Raw genomic sequence first — 13,110 nt, 5'->3', positions numbered from 1 at the left:
ATCAATTGGGAGGCAATAATTTTGGCAGATAATTTAGTTATTGTAGAATCCCCAGCAAAAGCAAAAACTATTGGTAAATATCTTGGTAAAAGATATAAAGTTGTTGCTTCAATGGGACACGTAAGAGATTTGCCCCGCAGTCAAATAGGTATTGATGTTGAAAATAATTATGAACCGAAATATATAACAATTCGTGGTAAAGGCCCACTTCTAACTCAATTAAAGAAAGATGCAAAAAAAGCGAAAAAAATATTTCTAGCAAGTGACCCTGACAGAGAAGGGGAAGCTATTGCATGGCATCTTGCTACTGCACTTGGTGAAAATAATGAATACTACAGAGTGGTATTTAACGAGATCACTAAAGAAGCTGTAAAAGAAAGCTTTAAACATCCACGTGAAATGGATATCCAGTTGGTAGACGCACAGCAAGCGCGTCGTATGCTTGATCGTCTTGTAGGGTACAACATTTCTCCAGTATTATGGAAGAAAGTTAAAAAAGGATTGTCGGCAGGACGTGTACAGTCTGTTGCATTAAAACTAATCATAGATCGTGAAAATGAAATCCGTAATTTCAAACCAGAAGAATATTGGTCAATTGAAGGCTCTTTCAAATATAAAAGATCACAGTTTACAGGTAAGTTTTATAAGCTAAAAGAAGATAAACAAAAGACAAAGCTTCCTAATAAAGAAACCGTCGATAAAATCTTAGCTCAACTTTCCGGAGAATCTTTCAACGTAGATTCGATTGAAAAGAAAGAAAAGCTCAGATACCCTGCATATCCATTTACAACATCAACGCTTCAACAGGAGGCGGCTCGTAAATTAAACTTCCGAGCACGTAAGACAATGATGCTTGCGCAGCAACTATATGAAGGTATCGATATTAAGAAGCAAGGTACAATTGGTTTAATCACTTATATGAGAACAGACTCAACACGTATTTCGCCTATTGCAAAAGAAGAAGGCTATAACTTCATTGAAAAAGAATACGGTAAAGAATACGTGTTAAGGCGTAATGATAAGAAGACTGAAGGTGCTCAAGATGCCCACGAGGCAGTACGTCCAACGTCAATTCTTAGGACTCCTGAAGAAATGAAACCTTATCTTACACGTGACCAATACAGATTATATAAATTGATTTGGGATCGTTACACTGCAAGCATGATGGCTCCTGCAGTATTCGATACAGTACGTGTTGACTTAAATAACAACGATGTTATCTTTAGAAGTAATGGGCAAACCCTCAAGTTTAACGGTTTCCTGCGAGTGTACGAGGAAGGTACAGATGAAAAAGAAGAAGATAAAGAAAACAGAATTCCAGAATTAAGTAAAAATGAAAAAGTGAAGGGCGAAAAAATTGATCCTAAACAGCACTTCACACAACCACCACCACGATATACGGAAGCGAGACTCGTCAAAACACTTGAAGAATCTGGAATTGGTAGACCTTCTACTTACGCTCCAACTATTGAGACGATTCAAAAGAGAAACTATGTAAAACTTGATCAGAGACGCTTCATTCCAACTGAACTTGGTGAAATCGTTAATGAACAAGTGACAGATTATTTCCCAGATATTATTGACGTTGCATTTACTAAAGAAATGGAACAACAACTTGATGAAATAGCTGATGGAACAAAAGGCTGGGTTGAAGTAATTGATAGTTTTTACAAAGGATTTAGTCCACAGGTAGAAAAAGCAGAGTCAGAAATGGAAAAAATTGAAATCAAAGACGAACCGGCAGGAATCGATTGTGAGAAATGTGGATCACCTATGGTTTTCAAGATGGGACGCTATGGTAAATTCATGGCATGTTCAAACTTCCCGGATTGTAGAAATACTAAACCAATCGTCAAGAAAATCGGTGTGAGCTGCCCGAAATGTAAAGAGGGAGAAGTCATCGAACGTAAGTCTAAAAAAGGGCGTATATTCTATGGCTGTGATAAATACCCGGATTGTGACTTTGTATCATGGGACAAGCCTATTGGAAGAACATGTCCGAAATGCGATCATTACCTTGTTGAAACGAGAAAAGGTAAGAATGTAAAAGTTAAATGTTCGAATTGTGACTATGAAGAAGATGCATCATAAAAGTATCTAGCCTAGCTAGATACTTTTTTATGTGTTCTGAATATTATAAAATGAGTGCAATTTTCTAACAAATGGTTTAAAATATCTAAGGACAGTTTAGAAAGTGTGAAGACTTATGTCATTAGAAAAACAATATCTTGATTTATTGACACACCAAAAGAGATACTCGGAGCACACAGTCGCCAGTTATGAAAAAGATCTTGAAATATTTAACGTGTTCTTATCGAAAGAGCATCTTAAGTTAGAAACCTTTCGATATCAAGATGCACGAAATTTTTTAGCGTTTTTATATGATCAAGGACTAAAAAAATCGAGTGTCTCTAGAAAAATTTCTTGTCTGAGAAGTTTTTATAATTATTTAGTTAAAAATAGTTTTGTACAGACGAATCCATTTTTAAATGTGCCTTTTCCAAAGGAAGAGCAGCATTTACCAGACTTTTTGTTTGAAAACCAAATGAATGATTTGTTTGAATCTTTAGATAAAGATACAAAAATGTATACGAGAAACAAAGCAATTTTAGAACTCTTTTATGCGACAGGTATACGTTCAGATGAGCTTCTCACTTTAAGTCTTGGTAGAATAGATTTAAAGATGGGAATCATAAAAGTGACAGGTAAAGGTAAAAAAGACCGACTTGTTCCACTTAACGAACATGCAACAGAAGCACTAAAGGAGTATATTGACATGTTCAAAGATAAAATTATAGAACACGACGCACTTTGGCTAAACCATAATTTAAGGCCATTAACTGATAGAGGTCTCAGATATATTGTGAATGATTTAATGAAAAAAAGTGCGATTCAGTCAGGTCTTCATCCACACGCATTAAGACATACATTTGCTACACATATGTTAAACAGTGGTGCGGATATTAGAGCAGTCCAAGAATTGCTTGGACATGAATCGTTATCGACAACACAGAAATACACGCACCTATCTAGAGAACAACTTAGACGAGAATATTTAAACGCACACCCATCAAACAGAAGGGATGATTAAATTGGCAATTAAAGGAACTACGATATTTGCTATTAAACACAGAGGTCAATCTGCAATGGCAGGTGATGGACAGGTAACTCTTGGAAACCAAGTAGTTATGAAACACAATGCACGTAAAGTTAGACGACTATATGAAGACAAGGTAGTCGCTGGATTTGCGGGAAGTGTGGCTGACGCATTCACACTCTTTGAAAAGTTTGAGGGACGACTGTTCCAGTATAACGGTAACTTAGAACGTGCAGCAGTGGAGTTAGCTAAAGAGTGGAGAAGCGACAAGATGCTCCGCCAACTTGAAGCAATGCTAATAGTAATGAATAAAGACACAATGTTACTTATATCAGGAACAGGTGAAGTTATTGAGCCTGATGACGGTATACTGGCTATTGGAAGTGGTGGAAACTTCGCATTGAGTGCTGGGCGCGCAATGAAGTTACACGGTGAAAATCTTACTGCAAGTACAATTGCATATGATTCACTGAAGATTGCAAGTGAGATATGCGTGTTCACTAATGATAGAATTATTTTAGAAACAATTGACGGTGAGTAAAGGAGTACGATTATGCTGAACAATTTATCACCTAGAGAAATAGTAGAAAAACTGAATGAAAACATCATTGGTCAAACAGATGCGAAACGTAAAGTGGCAATCGCAATGAGAAACCGATATAGACGAATGCTTTTAGATGAATCACTTCGAATTGAAGTGATTCCTAAAAATATACTGATGATTGGACCTACAGGTGTCGGTAAGACTGAAATTGCGAGACGTATGGCTAAAATCACTGGAGCACCTTTTACAAAGGTAGAAGCAACGAAATATACTGAGGTAGGTTATGTAGGTAGAGATGTTGAATCTATGGTTCGTGATCTAGTTGAAGCAAGTGTCAAATTAGTAAAAGAACATGCTGTTAAAGATGTTGAAGTTGAAGCGACAAAGCTTGCAAATGAAAAACTTGTAAAGTTATTAGCACCAGGAGTTTTTAAAAAGAAAACAACAACGAATCCATTTGAAATGTTGCAAAACTTTGGTCAAGAACAAGAGGATATCGAAGAAATAGACGATTCTGTTCGCATTAAGAGAAGAGATATCGCGAATGATTTAGAAAAAGGACTACTTGAAGAAGAAGATGTTGAAATCGAAGTAACAGAAGAGCATAGTCTTGGTATGATAATGCCTGGAATGGATAATGGCATGGGGGACATGCTAAAAAACATGATGCCGAAAAAGAAAAAGAAACGTACTATGCAAGTAAAAAAAGCACGCGAATATTTAAAGCGCGAGCAAGCTGAACTTTTAATTGATACAGATAATGTACATGAAGAAGCAATCAAACTTGCAGAGTCGCTTGGGATTATCTTTATCGATGAAATTGACAAGATTGCTATGAATAACAACAATCAAGCTGGCGTATCACGTGAAGGAGTTCAACGCGATATCTTGCCAATCGTTGAAGGAAGTGTCGTTGAAACTAAATATGGCCCGATAAATACTGAGCATATTTTATTTATCGGTGCAGGGGCATTCCACGTGTCTAAGCCAAGCGACTTAATTCCAGAGTTACAGGGACGTTTCCCAATAAGAGTTGAGCTCGATAAATTATCAGCTAATGACTTCATTAGAATTTTAAAAGAACCAAAGAACTCGCTGCTCATGCAGTACGAGGCACTTTTGAAGACTGAAGAAGTGACAATCTCCTATACTGATGAAGCGATTGAGAAATTAGCGATTTATGCTCATGACGTTAACAGTGACACTGATGATATTGGAGCAAGACGACTGCATACGATCATGGAAACACTCTTGGAAGAATTACTCTTTGAAGCAAGTGGTATGGCAGGTACACATGTTGAGATTACTGAACAATATGTAGATTCAAAACTAGAAAAAATTAAAAGTGATAAAAACTTGAGTGAATTTATTTTATAAGAATAGGAAGTGTCAATTTAAAATGGCAACGTTATTAAAACGAGCTAGAGAATTAAAGAACTTAATCCAAGAGAACGTGGACTTTGAAGAATTAGCAGATAAAATGAGCCATATTCTAGACTGTAATACATTTATTGTTTCAGACAAAGGTGCCTTACTTGGATATGGAACACACCACGAGGAATTATCTAACCCAAGAATGAAAGAAATGATTGAAGAGCGTCAATTCCCAGGTTATTACATGAAACAAATCATGGTCTTAAAAGACACTTTAGAAAACATAGGCTTTGAAAACACGATGACAATCTTCCCAGAAGAAGAGTCATATCAAACATCTGAAACTTGTATTATTCCAATTTTCGGTTCAGGCGAACGTCTTGGTACTTTAATTGTCGGTCGTGTCCAGGAGAAATTCACAGAAGAAGATCTTGTTCTATGTGAATACTCAAGTACTGTAGTAGGTATGGAAATGATGCAAGAGCGTCAACATGAAGTAGAAAAAGCAGCTAGAGATAAAGCGAGCATTGCTATGGCAATTCGTTCACTTTCTTATTCAGAAAGAGAAGCGATCGAGCATATTTTTGAAGAATTAGATGCACCAGAAGGACTTCTTGTTGCTTCTAAAGTAGCAGATCGAGTAGGTATTACGCGTTCAGTTATCGTTAACGCACTACGTAAATTAGAAAGTGCAGGCGTAATTGAATCACGTTCACTCGGTATGAAAGGTACTTTCATCAGAGTTAGAAAACCTGGGTTCTTGGAAGAGTTAAGTAAAGAAAGGTTTTAATGCTTGAAAATACGTTTATTGTATGATAATATATTTAATGGCTTGAAAGCCAAATTACACACGATTTAGCAAGCTGTTTATCGGTGCCTATTCAGGTGGTAGACATCGCTATATCGGAGGTAAAAACCAAGGAGGAAACAAAATGTCAGTAATTAGCATGAAACAATTACTAGAAGCGGGTGTACATTTCGGACACCAAACACGCCGTTGGAACCCAAAAATGAAGAAATATATCTTCACTGAGCGTAACGGTATCTACATCATCGATCTTCAACAAACTGTTAAAAAAGTTGGAGAAGCTTACGATTTTATTAAAGGTATCGCAGAAGAAGGCGGACAAGTCTTATTCGTAGGTACAAAAAAACAAGCACAAGAAGCGATTAAAGAAGAAGCTGAACGTGCTGGTCAATTATACGTTAATGAAAGATGGTTAGGTGGTATTTTAACTAACTACAATACTATCAAAGGACGTATTAAGAGAATCGACGAAATCGAAAAAATGGAAGCAGATGGTGTATTTGAAGTACTTCCTAAAAAAGAAGTAGTTGAAATTCGTAAAGAATACGACCGCTTAATCAAATTCTTAGGTGGTATCCGCAACATGAAGGAAATGCCAAAAGCAATCTTCATCGTTGATCCACGTAAAGAAAGAAACGCTATTAACGAAGCTAAAAAATTAAATATTCCTGTTGTAGCAATGGTAGACACGAACTGCGATCCGGATGAAGTTGATTATGTAATTCCTTCAAATGACGATGCAATTCGTGCGGTACGTCTTATGACTTCAAAAATGGCTGACGCAGTTTTAGAAGCACAAAAAGGTGTATCTGACCAAGAAGTTGCTGAAGAGCAAAATATTGATTTAACTGAAGAAGAAACTATTGAAGAAGTAGCATCAACTGAAGAGTAATATAAACAACATGGTGATAAGTAACTCGTTTCTTATCACCTTTTTTTGAAAATATAGATAAAAATTATTATTGTGGAGGAATTCATAATGGCTCAAATTACAGCTAAATTAGTAAAAGAATTACGTGACAAAACAGGCGCAGGTATGATGGATTGTAAAAAAGCGCTACAAGCTACTGAGGGAGATATCGATGCTGCAATCGACTATCTACGTGAGCAAGGTATTGCTTCTGCTGGTAAAAAAGCAGATAGAATTGCTACCGAAGGTTTAGTAGAAATTGCAATTAATGGTAACGATGCTGCAATCGTTGAAGTTAACGCTGAAACTGACTTCGTTGCACGTAACGAACAATTCCAAAGCTTAGTTAAAAAAATCGCTAATCATATCGTTGCAACTAAACCTGCTGACCTTGATGCATTAAATAAATCAGAAATCGATGGACAATCTGTAGATGAGTTAATGAAATCAGCAATTGCAACAATTGGTGAGAATATGAACATCCGTCGTTTCCAAGTTGAATCTAAAACAGACAACGATGCATTCGGTGAATATAAACACATGGGTGGTACTATCGGTGTGTTAACTGTTGTTGAAGGTACAACAGACGAAGAAGTAGCTAAAGATGTTGCTATGCACGCGGCTGCTTTAAATCCTAAATATGCTTCAGCTGATGAAGTATCACAAGATGAATTAGATCAAGAAAGAGAAGTATTACGTAACCAAGCACTTAACGAAGGTAAACCTGAAAATATCGTTGACAAAATGGTCGAAGGTAGAATGCGTAAATACTTAGAAGAAATCGTAATCACTAGCCAACCATTCGTTAAAGACAGTGACAAAACTGTCGAACAATTCCTTAAAGGACATGGCGCTACTCTTAAAACATTCGTACGTTATGGACTTGGTGAAGGTCTAGAAAAACGTAATGAAGATTTCGCTGAAGAAGTATTCGGTCAAATGGGCCAATAATATAAAAAGACACTTCGGTGTCTTTTTTCTCTATATAGCTGAAAACATATTAAAGGATGAAGAAAATGAAAACTTCTAAATATAAACGCATTGTTTTAAAGTTGAGTGGTGAAGCCTTAGCTGGTGGCGAGGGTTTTGGTATTAAGCCGGACATCATTAAAAATGTAGCAAAGGAAATTTCTGAAGCACGTGATCTTGGCGTAGAAATAGCTGTTATTGTCGGTGGTGGTAACATCTGGAGAGGTAAGACAGGAAGCGACTTAGGTATGGAACGTGGTACTGCGGACTATATTGGTATGCTCGCAACTGTTATGAACTCTCTAGCATTACAAGATAGCTTAGAGCAACTCGGATTAGATACTAGAGTATTAACATCAATTGAAATGAAGCAAATTGCAGAGCCATATATTCGTAGAAGAGCAATCCGTCATCTCGAGAAAGGCAGAGTAGTTATCTTTGCTGCAGGTATCGGCAACCCATATTTTTCTACTGATACAACAGCAGCACTAAGAGCAGCTGAGATTGGTGCAGACGTAATTCTTATGGGTAAAAACAATGTAGATGGTGTTTATTCTGCGGATCCAAAACTCGATTCTAACGCTAAAAAATTCGATACACTTTCATATATCGAAGTATTACAGAAGAACTTACAAGTAATGGACGCAACTGCAACATCCTTTTGTATGGACAACTCTATTCCACTTGTGGTATTTTCTATATCAGAAGATGGTAACATTAAACGCGCTGTAACAGGCGAAAATATTGGGACTACAATTACAAAGTAAAGAGGGAACAAAATGGCTAACGAAGTTTTAAAAAATGCAGAAGACAAGATGAAACAATCTATTAATGCATTAGAGAGACAACTTGCTGGCATCCGTACGGGTACTGCCAATGCAAGTCTTTTAGACCGCATAACTGTAAACTATTACGGTGCAGACACGCCACTAAACCAACTTGCGAACATCCAAGTACCAGAAGCTCGTATGTTAACTGTAACACCTTATGACAAAAGCTCAGTAGAGGATGTTTTAAAAGCAATTCAAGTCGCTGACTTAGGTGTAAATCCAACAAGTGACGGTACGATGATTCGTATCACAATTCCACAGCTTACAGAAGAGCGTCGAAGAGACCTCTCTAAAGAAGCACGTGCTGAAGGTGAGCAAGCGAAAGTTGCAATTCGTAACATTCGACGTGACGCAAATGATGCACTCAAGAAACAAGAAAAAGATTCAGAAATCAGTGAAGACGAATTGCGTACTTTAGAAACACAAGTACAGGATTTAACAAATAAGTACACTGCCGAAATAGATACAGTTTGCGATAACAAAGAAAAAGACATCATGGCTGTTTAATTTAAGGTTTAAAGAATACAGGTAACTAGGGTACCTGTATTTTTTTGTATGTTTTTATGATAAAATTATATAATATCTATGCTTAAAAAATACATGCATATTATTTTATAAAAGGGGCTACACTGAATGGACACTTTAATGGAGAATTTACCGAAACATGTAGCCATCATTATGGATGGGAATGGTAGATATGCTAAGCGTCTTGGATTACCACGCGTTAAAGGACACCAAGAAGGCATGGAAAACGTGAGACGCATTGCTCTCACGGCAAATGAGTGTGGAGTAAAATATTTAACACTATTTGCTTTTTCTACCGAAAACTGGACGAGACCCTCTAAAGAAGTGTCTTTTTTAATGAAACTTCCAGGTAATTTCTTAGGTAAGTTTTTACCAGAATTAAAAGAAAAAAATATTAAAATTAAAACTATTGGTAATTTTGAAGGATTACCAAAACATACACAAAAATCTGTAGCAAAAGCAGTCAATGACACAGAAAATAACACGGGAATGGAACTAATTTTTGCACTGAACTACGGTTCACGTGACGAAATCATTCATGCTGTGAAATCGATCTCTAATTCAGTTAAAAACGGTGAAATCGTTGTCGATGATATCGATAATAAATTGTTTAGTGAGCATCTTTTCACTAAGCGTGTCCCGGATCCAGAAATCTTGATCAGAACAAGTGGAGAATATCGTATTAGTAACTTTTTACTTTGGCAAATTTCGTATAGTGAACTGTTTTTTGTAAAAGAAAGTTGGCCAGAATTTACACCTCAAAATTTTGAAGAAATTTTATCTCAATATCAAAATCGAGAGAGACGTTTTGGCGGGTTAAAGGAGGAATAGCATGAAGACAAGGACAATTACTGCCGTAATCGCATTGCTGATTGCCCTGCCTGTTGTAATTTATGGAGGATTAACATTTTTAATTGCAGTTTATGCATTAGCTTATATCGCTCTATATGAAATATTGAAAATGAACCGAATACATATATTCAGCATGCCTGGGATTTTATCCATGATTGCTCTATTCTTTGTACTCAGTCCTAACGATCGTTATTTACCGCTTTTACATGGGCACCAGATTGAATTACTTATTAGTATTTCATTGATCATGTTGTCATTCACTGTAATTTCTAACAATAGATTTAGCTTTGTGGATATGGGCTTCTGTGTACTTGCTGTTGCATACATTGGCATTGGCTTTATGTATGCTTACGAAACGAGAAATGCTGGATTTATCTATCTAATTTATGGACTTCTCATTGTTTGGGTTACTGACACTGGAGCATATCTATTTGGACGTGCTCTTGGAAAAAACAAATTATGGCCGAGAATTAGTCCGAATAAAACGATCGAAGGTTCAGTAGGAGGGACACTTTGTGCAGTTGCACTCGCTATTATCTTCTCATCAATGAACTACCTTGATATTGGGATTATTCCACTTGCGCTTTATACAGTAGTGCTAAGTATATTTGGTCAAATGGGTGACCTTGTTGAATCTGCTCTGAAACGTCATTTTGATGTGAAAGATTCAGGAACACTTTTGCCAGGTCATGGGGGTATACTAGACCGTTTCGATAGTTTTATTTTTGTTCTACCCCTCATGAATATTTTACCAATTATCCAATAGGAGACTAATTATGAAAATCATATCTATACTTGGGGTTTCAGGTTCTATAGGTACTCAAGCAATTGATGTCTTAAGAACACATAAAGATAAATTTCAGTTAGGCGCAATTTCTGTAGGAAGAAATATTGAGTTCCTAGAAGAATTGCTATATGAATTTAATCCACCGCTTGTATCGGTTATGAATGAAGCGGATTACAATAGATTAAAACAAAAATATCCAAAAATTGAATTCACTTATGGTGACAAAGGACTTATAGATGTTGCTACATACAGAAGTGATTTACTTCTGACAGCAGTAATGGGAAGTGTGGGACTTGTACCAACATTAAAAGCGATTGAAAATGGTGTTGATATCGCCCTTGCGAATAAAGAGACACTTGTTGCTGCAGGTAGTCTTGTGATGCAAAAAGCAAAAAAGCATAATGTTAAAATTATTCCTGTAGATTCTGAGCACTCGGCAATTTATCAGTGTTTAAATGGTGAACATCTCTCAGAAGTCAAGAACATCATTATTACAGCAAGTGGGGGTAGTTTCAGAGATTTAACACGTGATGAGCTAACAACAGTCACGTTAAAAGATGCATTGAACCATCCAAACTGGTCTATGGGACAAAAGATTACGATAGATAGTGCAACGATGATGAACAAAGGACTTGAAGTCATCGAAGCAAAGCATCTATTTGCATTAGAAGTCCCTCAGATAAAGACACTTTTACACCGTGAAAGTATCATACATTCCATGGTAGAATTTGTAGATAACAGTATGATGGCTCAAATTGGCAACTCTGATATGAGAACGGCAATTCAATATGCGTTTAGCTATCCTAAACGTTATTGGAAAAATAATCCATTAGACTTTGACACGATCAGCACACTGAACTTCAAACCAATGGATTTCGAGCGTTTTAAGATGTTAAAATTTGCATACGACGCATTAGAAATTGGTGGGACAATGCCTGCAATTATGAATGCAGCAAATGAATTTGCTGTTGCAGAGTTTTTAAAAGGAAAGATAGAGTTTTTAGAAATAGAAGAGATTGTGGAAAGTAGAATGAACCAGCACAAAGTAGTGCAGGATCCAGACTTAGACACAATCCTATATTATGATGCTCTATACAAAAGAGCGGAGGTAAACGAGTGACAGGTATTTTAGCATTTATCGTCGTTTTTGGTGTACTTGTTACAGTCCATGAACTTGGGCACTTAATATTTGCGAAGCGTGCAGGTATTTACTGTCCAGAATTTGCGATTGGTATGGGACCAAAAATATTTTCATATAAATATAAGGATACACTCTATACTATACGACTATTACCAGTTGGTGGATATGTCAGAATGTCGAGTGCCGACATGGAGGTTAACCCGTTAAAACCCGGAATGAGTATCGGTATTCGTCTAAATCAACAAAATGAAATCACTCACGTTCTATTGGATGATAAACACAACTTCACGAATGTCGAAAAAGTTGAAGTGATTGAAAATGACTTCATGAAAAAAATGATTCTTGTAGCTAATCGTTATAGTGATAACGAAGTCATAACTTATAAACTTGCAGAGACGTCTTACTATGTAGAGAATTCCGAGTTAGAAAGAATTCCTAGACGTGATGAACGCTTTGAAACTAAAGGGCCGTTTGCTAAGTTCATGACACTTTTTGCGGGGCCGTTATTTAACTTTCTATTAGCAGCAGTTCTTTTCATCGTGCTCGCTTATGCACTGGGTAGACCAAGTACTGAGCCAATTATAGGTGAAGTACAAAGCGAATCGCCTGCTGAAATTTCGGGACTTATGAGCAACGACAAAATTGTTAAAATCAATGATGAGGCTGTGAAAGATTGGACGGATATGACTGTCTTAATCCAAAAGCACGGTGAAGGTGGAGAGACACTTAACCTTCAGGTTGAACGCGATGGTATAAATGAAAATATCGATTTAAAACCGGCAGTAGATAGAATGGAAACTCCAGATGGAAATGTCCATGAACGTCTCATCATCGGTGTAATGCCTGTCAGAGATAAGGGGACATTTGCTCCGATTCTCTGGGGTCTCGAGGATACTTATGATAACGGAACGAAGATTTTTAAATTATTAGTACAGATGATTGGTTCTATTTTTAACGGAACATTTAGTTTTGATATGTTAAATGGACCAGTTGGAATTTATAAAGTAACAGAGACTGTAGCAGCACAAGGTCTCATCGAACTAACGTTCTTAACAGCGATGCTTAGTGTTAACTTAGGTATAGTAAACTTATTACCAATTCCAGCATTAGACGGTGGACGAATTCTATTCGCATTATACGAAATGATTTTCAGAAAACCAGTTAATAGAAAAGTTGAAATCAATATCCAAATAATTGGAGTATTATTTGTTATTTTAATTATGATATTAGTAACTTGGAATGATATTAAAACATTCATTATAGGGGGATAAAA

13 protein-coding genes are annotated in these 13,110 nt (G+C 36.6%); all 13 read left to right on the top strand.

Annotation, left to right across the window (positions count from 1 at the left end):
* Positions 1 to 21: 21 nt before the first annotated feature.
* Positions 22 to 2,091: a type I DNA topoisomerase gene (topA, locus tag H9D55_RS06675; protein WP_186077960.1), complete on the top strand. Its 2,070-nt coding sequence runs from the start codon at positions 22 to 24 to the stop codon at positions 2,089 to 2,091.
* A 115-nt stretch (positions 2,092 to 2,206) separates the two neighbouring features.
* Positions 2,207 to 3,091, top strand: a complete 885-nt coding sequence (gene xerA / locus H9D55_RS06670) for a site-specific tyrosine recombinase/integron integrase (protein WP_186077959.1) — start codon at positions 2,207 to 2,209, stop codon at positions 3,089 to 3,091.
* Complete coding sequence (gene hslV, locus H9D55_RS06665; RefSeq protein WP_186077957.1) at positions 3,084 to 3,638, top strand: ATP-dependent protease subunit HslV; 555 nt, start codon at positions 3,084 to 3,086, stop codon at positions 3,636 to 3,638. The genes xerA and hslV overlap by 8 nt, the downstream gene beginning before the upstream one ends.
* Positions 3,639 to 3,650: 12 nt before the next feature.
* The gene (gene hslU / locus H9D55_RS06660) at positions 3,651 to 5,018 is read left to right on the top strand and encodes an ATP-dependent protease ATPase subunit HslU (protein ID WP_186077955.1); all 1,368 of its coding nucleotides are present in this window, start codon (positions 3,651 to 3,653) and stop codon (positions 5,016 to 5,018) included.
* A gap of 22 nt (positions 5,019 to 5,040) precedes the next feature.
* A complete protein-coding gene (gene codY / locus H9D55_RS06655) occupies positions 5,041 to 5,805 on the top strand; it encodes a GTP-sensing pleiotropic transcriptional regulator CodY (RefSeq protein WP_186077953.1) in 765 nt (254 codons plus the stop codon).
* Positions 5,806 to 5,947: 142 nt separating this feature from the next.
* Entirely contained in the window at positions 5,948 to 6,715 is a 768-nt protein-coding gene (gene rpsB, locus H9D55_RS06650) for a 30S ribosomal protein S2 (RefSeq protein WP_186077951.1), read from the top strand.
* An 87-nt stretch (positions 6,716 to 6,802) separates the two neighbouring features.
* Complete coding sequence (gene tsf / locus H9D55_RS06645) at positions 6,803 to 7,684, top strand: translation elongation factor Ts (protein ID WP_186077949.1); 882 nt, start codon at positions 6,803 to 6,805, stop codon at positions 7,682 to 7,684.
* A 65-nt stretch (positions 7,685 to 7,749) separates the two neighbouring features.
* Positions 7,750 to 8,469 carry a UMP kinase gene (gene pyrH, locus H9D55_RS06640; RefSeq protein WP_186077947.1) on the top strand — a complete coding sequence of 240 codons (720 nt, stop codon included), beginning with the start codon at positions 7,750 to 7,752 and terminating at the stop codon, positions 8,467 to 8,469.
* Positions 8,470 to 8,481: 12 nt separating this feature from the next.
* The gene (frr, locus tag H9D55_RS06635) at positions 8,482 to 9,039 is read left to right on the top strand and encodes a ribosome recycling factor (protein WP_186077945.1); all 558 of its coding nucleotides are present in this window, start codon (positions 8,482 to 8,484) and stop codon (positions 9,037 to 9,039) included.
* A 126-nt stretch (positions 9,040 to 9,165) separates the two neighbouring features.
* Positions 9,166 to 9,888, top strand: a complete 723-nt coding sequence (locus H9D55_RS06630) for an isoprenyl transferase (RefSeq protein ID WP_186077943.1) — start codon at positions 9,166 to 9,168, stop codon at positions 9,886 to 9,888.
* A gap of 1 nt (position 9,889) precedes the next feature.
* The gene (locus H9D55_RS06625) at positions 9,890 to 10,675 is read left to right on the top strand and encodes a phosphatidate cytidylyltransferase (protein WP_186077942.1); all 786 of its coding nucleotides are present in this window, start codon (positions 9,890 to 9,892) and stop codon (positions 10,673 to 10,675) included.
* 10 nt (positions 10,676 to 10,685) lie between these two features.
* Positions 10,686 to 11,816, top strand: coding sequence for a 1-deoxy-D-xylulose-5-phosphate reductoisomerase (gene dxr, locus H9D55_RS06620; protein WP_186077941.1), 1,131 nt, complete (start codon positions 10,686 to 10,688; stop codon positions 11,814 to 11,816).
* On the top strand, positions 11,813 to 13,108 hold the full coding sequence (gene rseP / locus H9D55_RS06615; RefSeq protein ID WP_186077940.1) for an RIP metalloprotease RseP: 1,296 nt from the start codon (positions 11,813 to 11,815) through the stop codon (positions 13,106 to 13,108). The genes dxr and rseP overlap by 4 nt, the downstream gene beginning before the upstream one ends.
* The last annotated feature ends 2 nt before the right edge of the window (positions 13,109 to 13,110 follow it).

It is taken from the genome of Phocicoccus pinnipedialis, assembly GCF_903994035.1.
Lineage (GTDB): Bacteria > Bacillota > Bacilli > Staphylococcales > Salinicoccaceae > Phocicoccus > Phocicoccus pinnipedialis.
This window is presented reverse-complemented; position numbering and strand designations above follow the sequence as displayed.

Coding starts and splice junctions, on each gene's coding strand:
- rpsB (WP_186077951.1), top strand. CDS start 5,948: ATGTCAGTAATTAGCATGAAACAATTACTAGAAGCGGGTGTACATTTC.
- xerA (WP_186077959.1), top strand. CDS start 2,207: ATGTCATTAGAAAAACAATATCTTGATTTATTGACACACCAAAAGAGA.
- H9D55_RS06630 (WP_186077943.1), top strand. CDS start 9,166: ATGGACACTTTAATGGAGAATTTACCGAAACATGTAGCCATCATTATG.
- frr (WP_186077945.1), top strand. CDS start 8,482: ATGGCTAACGAAGTTTTAAAAAATGCAGAAGACAAGATGAAACAATCT.
- H9D55_RS06625 (WP_186077942.1), top strand. CDS start 9,890: ATGAAGACAAGGACAATTACTGCCGTAATCGCATTGCTGATTGCCCTG.
- codY (WP_186077953.1), top strand. CDS start 5,041: ATGGCAACGTTATTAAAACGAGCTAGAGAATTAAAGAACTTAATCCAA.
- pyrH (WP_186077947.1), top strand. CDS start 7,750: ATGAAAACTTCTAAATATAAACGCATTGTTTTAAAGTTGAGTGGTGAA.
- tsf (WP_186077949.1), top strand. CDS start 6,803: ATGGCTCAAATTACAGCTAAATTAGTAAAAGAATTACGTGACAAAACA.
- hslV (WP_186077957.1), top strand. CDS start 3,084: ATGATTAAATTGGCAATTAAAGGAACTACGATATTTGCTATTAAACAC.
- dxr (WP_186077941.1), top strand. CDS start 10,686: ATGAAAATCATATCTATACTTGGGGTTTCAGGTTCTATAGGTACTCAA.
- hslU (WP_186077955.1), top strand. CDS start 3,651: ATGCTGAACAATTTATCACCTAGAGAAATAGTAGAAAAACTGAATGAA.